The following is an 8172-nucleotide window of genomic DNA, read 5'->3' on the forward strand; positions in this document are numbered from 1 at the left end:
ATGCCTGCAATACCCCCGAAGATTAGCCTCGCACACGAGAACCATCGTACAGAACTTCCAGCCCCGGGGCTGGGCGCCTATGCTGAACGCAACAACCTCGCCGCCGAGCTTCGGCCCGGCGGCCAACCAGGTAGATGATCGCACCATGCAAACCCTGACTCCTGTGCTGAATGACGATCAAAAAGCCTCGCTTGTCGGTGAAGACAAACGCTGGAATACCCGCGCACTGATTGTCGACGACGACGTGCCGATCCGCGAACTGCTGATCGATTACCTGGCGCGCTTCAATATCCTCGCCAGCGGCGTGACCGATGGCGCGGCCATGCGCCAGGCCATGCAAGCCGAGACCTTCGACGTGGTGGTGCTCGACCTGATGCTGCCGGGCGAAGACGGCCTGTCGCTGTGCCGCTGGCTGCGGGCGGAATCGGACATCCCGATCCTGATGCTCACCGCCCGCTGCGAACCTACCGACCGCATTATCGGCCTGGAACTGGGGGCCGACGACTACATGTCCAAGCCCTTCGAGCCCCGCGAACTGGTGGCCCGTATCCAGACCATCCTGCGTCGCGTGCGGGATGACCGCACTGAGCAACGGGCGAATATCCGCTTCGACAACTGGCGCCTCAACAGCGTACTGCGCCAACTGGTGGCCGACGATGGCCTGGTGGTGCCGCTGTCCAACGCCGAATTCCGCTTGCTGTGGGTGTTTATCGAGCGCCCGCGCCGAGTGTTGAGCCGCGAGCAATTGCTGGATGCGGCCCGTGGCCGCTCCATCGAAGCCTTTGATCGCAGCATTGACCTGCTGGTCTCGCGCCTGCGCCAGAAGCTGGGGGACGACCCCAAGGCCCCGCAGTTGATCAAGACCGTACGCGGTGAAGGCTACCTGTTCGACGCCCGAGATATCGGCTGATGCGCAACGCCTTCAACACCCTGTTCGGGCGGCTGTTCGGCGTGTTGCTGGTGGCGATTGTGCTGGCCCACGCGCTGGCATTCTTCTGGTTTCACCATTATGGCCCGCCGCCCCCTCCGCCCCACGAGACCTTCATCGAGCAACCGGACGGCAGCCTGACGCCAATGCCCAAGGAGCATCGCCGTCCCTGGTTCGGCGGGCCTGTGGTGCCACTGACCTTCCAGTTTATCTCGCTGATCATCGCCGCCTGGTATGGCGCCAAGCTGCTCAGCCGGCCGATCCAGCGCCTGAGCGCAGCGGCCGAGCGCCTGAGCCTGGACCTCGACAGCCCACCGCTGAACGAGTCCGGCCCACGAGAGGCGCGGCAAGCGGCATCGACCTTCAACCTGATGCAAAAGCGCATCCGCGAACAGGTCACCCAGCGTGCCCGCATGCTGGGCGCCGTGTCCCACGACCTGCGCACGCCGCTGTCACGGCTCAAGCTGCGCCTGGAACAGATCGAAGACACCAAGCTGCAGGGCCAGATGCGCCAGGACCTGGACGACATGATCGGCATGCTCGACGCCACCCTGAGCTACCTGCACGAGCAGCGCACCAGCGAAACCCGGCATTGGCTGGATGTGCAGGCGCTGGTGGAGTCCCTGAGTGAAAACGCCCAGGACCGCGGCTCCGATGTGCAATGCAGTGGTGAGTGCGCGCCGCTGCAAGTGCAACCGATGGCCCTGCGTTCGTGCCTGAACAACCTGATCGACAACGCCCTGCGGTACGCCGGCACCGCGCGCATCGAACTCGCGGACACTCCGCAGGCGCTGGTGGTGAAGGTGATCGACCACGGCCCGGGCATTGCGGCGGATAAACGCGAGGCGGTGTTTGAACCGTTTTATCGGCTGGAAGGCTCGCGCAACCGCAATTCCGGTGGCGTGGGGTTGGGCATGACGATTTCCAAGGAAGCCGTGGAACGCCTCGGTGGACGGCTGAGCCTGGAGGAAACTCCGGGCGGCGGCCTTACCGCCGTAATGTGGCTGCCAAGGGCGTAGGAATGGTTCCTGCGCCCTGCAGGAGCCATTACTGCCCGGTTTTATCTTCCCGCCGCACCTGAGCCTGGGTGGCACTCCAGTCGGTCAACAAGCTATACGCCACCGCCAGCAATGTCGGGCCGATAAACAGGCCGATAAAGCCGAACGCAATCAACCCGCCAAACACCCCCAGCAACACGATCACCAGCGGCAGGTTGCCGCCACGGCTGATCAGGTAGGGCTTGAGCACGTTGTCGACGCCGCTGATGATGAACGTGCCCCATACACCGAGGAACACCGCATAGGTGTAGTCGCCCTTCCAGGCGAGCCAGGCGGTGGCCGGAATCCAGATCAGCGGCGGGCCCATCGGAATCAGGCTGAGCAGGAACGTCACGATCCCCAGCACCAAAGCCCCCGGAACACCGGCAATCCAGAAGCCGATCAGCGCCAGCAAGGCCTGGGCGGCAGCGGTGCCGATCACACCGTTGACCACCCGCTGCACCGTACCCGCGACCAGTTCGATGTAATAACCCGCCCGGTCGCCGATCAACCGCTCCAGCAAGCGATGCACAAACATCGCCAGGCGCGGCCCGTCACGGTAGAAAAAGAACACGAACACCAGGCTCAGGGTCAGTTCCAGGATGCCGCCGCCGATCTGCGCACTGCGGGCCAGCAACCAGTTGCCGACCTGTCCCAGGTACGGTTTCAACGTGACCATCAGTGCCGCGCCCTGCTGGTCGATGCTGTCCCACATCGCCACCAATCGTTCGCCGACAAAGGGAATGGAGCCGAGCCAGGTGGGCGCCGCAGGCAAGCCATCCACCTGGATATCCTTGATCAGGCCCACGGCATCGCGCACATGGTCGGCCAGGTTGAACCCCAGCCAAACCAGCGGCAACGCCACCAATAGCATCCAGACCAGGGTCAGGATCCCGGCGGCCAGCGATTCGCGACCGCCCAGCCAGCGGGTGAGCAAGCGCATCACCGGCCAACTGGCAAACGCCAGTACCGCGCCCCAGAACAGCGCCGACCAGAACGGCGCCATCACCCAGAAGCTGGCACCAAACAACACCAGCAGCAGGATCTGCACCAGCAGGCGATCGTTATTGAGCATGTGGTTTCTCGAAAAGAAGTCTGTAAGAGCAAGAGCTTAGGCGAACGGCGCGGGTCCGTTCGCCCTGGAACGGTCAGCGTATCAGATGCAGGTGCAAACCCTTGGCTTCAGTGGTGCCGGTTTCCAGGCGCGCCGCACGTACGCCCTGATCGATCAAGCCCTGGCGCCATGCCTCGGCGGTGGGCCCGGTCAAACTGACCCGCAACGTGGCATCCAGGTTCAATCCGCGGGAAATAAGGGTGAGCCAGGTGGCGTCAGGCTCGGCGCCCAGCTTGGGAAAATCCAGCTCGCCAGTGCTTTTCAGTTCCCGCAGCAGCGTAGCGGAGGTCGGCAGCAAATCGCCCAACGGTGCGCTGGCGTCCATCTGTTCCACGTGCAGGTACGCCCGTCGATTGCCCCGGGTGATGCCGTACAACGCGACCAGGGAGTTGTCCTGCGGGGCCGCCAGGCGCAGCAGCAGGTATTCCTGCTGGCCGTCGGCGCCCACCAGCTTGGCATTGCCGAACACTTCATTGGCCCACAGGCTGCTTTCACCGCAATCACGGGCCTGGCACCAGAACAGCAGTTGCGCGCCCTGGGCCTGCAAGGCTTCGCGGGTGGCGGTAAAGGCGGCGCTGGAGGTGTGCTCGGCAGGCAGTTCGTAGGTGATGGCAGTGGCTTGGCCGCGGGCGGTGGCCTGGCCTTCATAGCGCAGCTGGCCGCTGATCTTGCGGATCGAGCCCAGCGGGTAGATACGTTCTTTCTCTTCGGCGGGACGGTAGTCGACGATCTGCGCGTCGACCTGACGGGCCACGGCGGGCAAGTCCTGGCTACCCGGTACGTCGGCGGCAAACACCAGCGGGCTGAAACAGCACAGCCCCAGAACACGGAAAAATCCCTTCGGCATACTCATCGGATCGGCGCGCCCTGGCCATTGGGGTGCGCTGCGGTGTTGAGATCGTTCATGGTTGACTCCCTTTCGATCCGCCCAGCCTCGGCAGTTGACCCCGCCAAGTCAAGGCGTGGAGAAGAACCGATTGAAACAGTCTGCAACAAGGGTAGCGCCTGGCTCGTCATTCAGGTGCAAATGATGGCCACCGGGCAAGGTAGTCACCTGGAACGGAAGCCCGGAAAGCAATTCGGAATGTTTCGCCAACATGCCGTCTTCGGCGACCACCAACTGTGTCGGACAGCCGACTCGGCGCACGAAGGCCATCGCCTGCTCTTCTGTCAGGCGCATGGGGGAGGCCAGGGTCAGGCGGCTGTCGCTGCGCCAGGTGTAACCACCCGGCACGGGCATCAAGCCACGCTGGGCCAGCAGTTCGGCGGCTTCACGACTGACTGCCACCACGCCTTTCATCCGCGCTTCCACCGCGCGATCAAGGGTGCTGTACACCGGCTTGCGCTTGTCCTGCAGGTTCATTTGCGCCTGCAACGCCATGCCGAGGCGTTCGGCGGCGTTGTCTGCGGTGCCGGTCGGCGGGATCACGCCATCAATCAATCCCAGGTGCGTCACCCGCTCCGGCAAGGCGCCGGCCAACACCAGGGAAACGATGGCGCCGAGGGAGTGGCCAAGTAATGCAAAACGTTTCCACCCGAGTTGTTCGGCGACTTGCAGCACGTCGTGGACGTAATCCCACAGGGAATAACCGGCGCCAACGGGGCGATGGGCCGAGTGACCATGGCCGGCCATGTCCAGCGCAACGATGCGCAGGCCATCGAGTTTCGGTGCCAGGCGGGCGAAGCTGTTGGCGTTGTCCAGCCAGCCATGCAGGGCAATCACCGGCAGGCCATCTTCAGGGCCGAACAGATGCGCCGCCAACTCGATGTGCGGCAGCGCCAGGCGGACTTCTTCGACGGGCGCAGTCATGCGCAACTGCGCTCGCGCTGGCGAGCTTCCCAACGGGCAAACAGGTTCTTGATCAAAGTGGCGGTGTCCTGTGGGCGTTCAAGGGGAAACATGTGGCCGCCGGGCATGGTCAGCATTTCGCCCATGGGCATGCGCCCCACGCCGCTGGCATGGTGACGCATCACCACCCGGCTCTGGCGACCACGCACCACCGCCAGCGGCACTTTCAGTTGCCGGGCCTGGCCGGGGCTGGTGTGGGGCACGCCGCGGTAGATGCTGATTTCGGTGGCCGGATCAAAGCGCAGGCGCAGGCGATCACCCACCGGTTCCAGGCCGTGTTGCAGGTAGGCATCAAAACAGTCGGGATCAAAGCCGCGAAACAAGGTCTTGCCAGCGAAGTACTGGCGCGCAGCCGCCAGGTCGGCGAACTCTTCACGACGGCCCAGGGTGCGCCCCGCCGGGGTCAGCCGGTCAATAAAGCCGAAACGCTTGGCCGCGCGGATCACCCAGCGATCGGCCAGGGTCAGTACCGGCGAATCCAGCATCACCACCCCGCGATACAGCTGCGGGCTACGCATGGCCGCGTGCAGGTGCAGCACGCCACCCAACGAATGGCCCACGCCCCACACCGGCTCCGGTTGTTGCTCAAGGTGGTGGATCAGTTCGTCCACCAGGTTCTGCCAATTGTCATCCACTGGAAACCGGGGGTCGTGACCGTGCTGCGGCAAATGCGCGACGGCGTACTCCGGGGCCAGGGCGGCAAACAATTTGCCGTAGGTCGCCGAAGGAAAGCCATTGGCGTGAGCGAAAAACACGTGCTGCGACATACCTGATCCATCATCGTAAACAGAGTGTTGATTCTCCCCAGACCGGGCAGTCACGGCAATGACTGTAACTGCCAGGAATGATGACACTCACGCCACGCCTATCGGGCCGGCGGGGTCTCGCCCAGCGGCACCACGGCCATGGTCAGGCGCGACACACAGCTGGCCTTGCCTTCATCGCTGGTCAGGCGGATGTCCCACACGTGGGTGGTGCGCCCGATATGAATCGGCTTGGCCACCGCCGTCACCCGCCCGCTGCGCAAGCCGCGCAGGTGGTTGGCGTTGATTTCCAGGCCCACGCAATAGAACTTGCTGGCGTCGATGCACAGGTAACTGGCCATGGAGCCCACGGTTTCCGCGAGTACCACCGACGCGCCGCCGTGCAGCAGGCCGTAGGGTTGATGGGTGCGGTGGTCGATCACCATGCTGGCCGTCAGGGACTCGTCGTCAAAACGTTCAAAGCGGATATCCAGTACTTCACCGATGGTGTTTTTCTGAATCGCATTCAGTTGCTCGATATTCGGTTGGGTGCGCCACAGGCTCATTGATCGGTCCTTATTGGTTTTATGTCAGTGCTCAATCCTGCCACAGCACGGCTTCGGAGCGCTCGCTCCAGGCCAGGAACTGCGACCCGTAGGCTGATTCAATCACGTTGCGCTTGATCTTCAAGGTCGGCGTGAGAAAACCGTTTTCCACCGCCCAACTGTCTTTCACCACCACCAGTTGGCGCAAGCGCTCATGTTTATCCAGCACCTGGTTGACCTCTTCCAGCAAGCGTTCAAGGCTGCCCTGCAAAGCCTGGCGCCCAGCGCCTGCGGCATCTTGCAGGCCCACGGCAGATAACACGCACAGGCCCATGGGCGCACTCAAGCCATCGCCCACCACGCACACCTGCTCGATGCGTGCATGTTCGGCCAGGCGGTTTTCAATCGGCGCCGGGGCCACGTATTTGCCTTTGCTGGTCTTGAAGACTTCCTTGAGCCGCCCGGTCAGCCGCAGGCGGCCATCGGTGCCCTGCTCGCCCTTGTCGCCGGTGCGCAGGAAGCCGTCGGCGGTGAGGGTCTCGGCAGTTTTTGCCGGGTCCTTGTAATAACCGAGCATGGTCGCGCCGCTGCGTACCTGGACTTCGCCGTCGTCACCGATGCGTACTTCGACGTCCGGGCATGGCGGGCCGATCCAGCCGAGTTTCTGCTGGCCGGGGCGGCACACGTGGGAGTAGCCGCAGCTTTCGGTCATGCCATAGACCTCCAGCACATCCAGGCCCAGCCGGCGATACCAGACCAACAGTGCTTCGGGCACGGGGGCTGCGCCGGAGATCGCCACGCGCACAGCATCCAGGCCCAACCCGGCGAGTACTTTGTGGCCGACCCGTTTGCCGATGAAGGGCAGGCGCAGCAAGGTATCGAGGCGGCTTGCGGGGATTTTGCTATAGACGCCCATCTGGAATTTGGTCCAGATCCGCGGTACGCCGAACAGCGCTGTTGGCCTCGCCCGTTTGAGGTCTGTCAGAAAAGTGTCGAGGCTCTCGGCGAAAAATACTGTCTGTCCGGTGTAGATCGAGGCCATCTCCACGAACATGCGTTCGGCGACGTGGCAAAGCGGCAGGTAGGACAGCAGGCGGTCGCCCTCCCCCAGGCCGAACAGTTCAGTGCCGCGGATGGCCGCGAAGGCCAGCGCGCCGAAGCTGTGCATCACGCCCTTGGGCAGGCCGGTGGTGCCGGAGGTGTAGATGATGGTGGCTAGATCGGATGCTGCGGGCGCGGGGTTGTCCTGAATGGGTGAGCAGGCTTGCAGGTCGGCCCAGGTGAAATCGAATTCGCCATCGGGGCACAGCGGCAGGCTGATGGTGGGCAGGTCGGCCTTTACTCCGGCGGACATGGCGGGCCAGTCGTCCAGTTTGCCGATAAATGCCAGTGCGGCTTCGGAATGCTCGAGTACGTGGGCGACGGAGTCGGCGGTGAGGTTGGGGTAGAGCGGGACCGAGACGTGGCCGGCCATCCAGATGGCGAGGTCGGCGATGATCCAGTGGGCGCAGTTTTTCGAGATCAGGGCGATGTGGGAGCCCTGGGGCAGGTCGCGGGCTCGCAGCCAGTGGGCGGCGCAGCGGGCTTGGTGACCGGCGTCGGCCCAGGTAAGGGTTTGGACCTCGCCGCCTTTGATGGGCTGAACCAGGAATCGTTGCCGTGGGTGGCGGGCTTCGCGGTCGAAGAAGACTTGCAGCGGCAAACGAATAGCGACAGACATGGACGCGCTCCTTTGTGTTCCGATGGTAGCCAACCAAGCACTTGCTTGGCTGACTATTTCATGGGAGCGCGGGGGGTGCAAGTTCTGCTGTTTGGGGGTATATCCGTTATTTGGGTGATGGCTGAAATGGGTTCCGCTCTTACAGCGGCTCACTTTTGAAAAGCGCAAAAGTAAGCAAAACGCTCTTGCCCCACCACTCGGCTCCTCGCTTAGGCTCGGAGTGCCCTCACTCCGGC

General features: G+C 63.5%; 8 protein-coding genes. 2 read left to right on the forward strand and 6 right to left on the reverse strand.

What is annotated here, in order from left to right:
• The first annotated feature begins 145 nt into the window (after nt 1-145).
• Nucleotides 146-910, forward strand: a complete 765-nt coding sequence (locus tag HX805_RS30400) for a response regulator (RefSeq protein WP_032898726.1) — start codon at nt 146-148, stop codon at nt 908-910.
• Nucleotides 910-1947: a cell wall metabolism sensor histidine kinase WalK gene (locus HX805_RS30405; protein WP_003217175.1), complete on the forward strand. Its 1038-nt coding sequence runs from the start codon at nt 910-912 to the stop codon at nt 1945-1947. The genes HX805_RS30400 and HX805_RS30405 overlap by 1 nt, the downstream gene beginning before the upstream one ends.
• A 28-nt stretch (nt 1948-1975) precedes the next feature.
• On the opposite strand, the gene HX805_RS30410 is transcribed toward HX805_RS30405, so the two are convergent.
• The 6 genes from HX805_RS30410 to HX805_RS30435 form a co-directional block, all read right to left on the reverse strand.
• The gene (locus tag HX805_RS30410) at nt 1976-3040 is read right to left on the reverse strand and encodes an AI-2E family transporter (protein WP_003217173.1); all 1065 of its coding nucleotides are present in this window, start codon (nt 3038-3040) and stop codon (nt 1976-1978) included.
• Nucleotides 3041-3113: 73 nt separating this feature from the next.
• Nucleotides 3114-3932, reverse strand: coding sequence for a DUF4892 domain-containing protein (locus HX805_RS30415; protein WP_003217171.1), 819 nt, complete (start codon nt 3930-3932; stop codon nt 3114-3116).
• A 102-nt stretch (nt 3933-4034) separates the two neighbouring features.
• Nucleotides 4035-4889 (reverse strand): alpha/beta hydrolase, encoded by an 855-nt coding sequence (locus HX805_RS30420; protein WP_087695368.1) that lies wholly within the window; start codon nt 4887-4889, stop codon nt 4035-4037.
• Nucleotides 4886-5695: an alpha/beta fold hydrolase gene (locus HX805_RS30425; protein ID WP_008431257.1), complete on the reverse strand. Its 810-nt coding sequence runs from the start codon at nt 5693-5695 to the stop codon at nt 4886-4888. The genes HX805_RS30420 and HX805_RS30425 overlap by 4 nt, the downstream gene beginning before the upstream one ends.
• 98 nt (nt 5696-5793) lie before the next feature.
• Entirely contained in the window at nt 5794-6237 is a 444-nt protein-coding gene (locus tag HX805_RS30430) for a hotdog fold thioesterase (RefSeq protein ID WP_003217165.1), read from the reverse strand.
• A gap of 31 nt (nt 6238-6268) precedes the next feature.
• The gene (locus HX805_RS30435; RefSeq protein WP_177117589.1) at nt 6269-7936 is read right to left on the reverse strand and encodes an AMP-binding protein; all 1668 of its coding nucleotides are present in this window, start codon (nt 7934-7936) and stop codon (nt 6269-6271) included.
• Nucleotides 7937-8172 lie beyond the last annotated feature (236 nt).

It is taken from the genome of Pseudomonas sp. G5001, from assembly GCF_013385475.1.
GTDB lineage: Bacteria > Pseudomonadota > Gammaproteobacteria > Pseudomonadales > Pseudomonadaceae > Aquipseudomonas.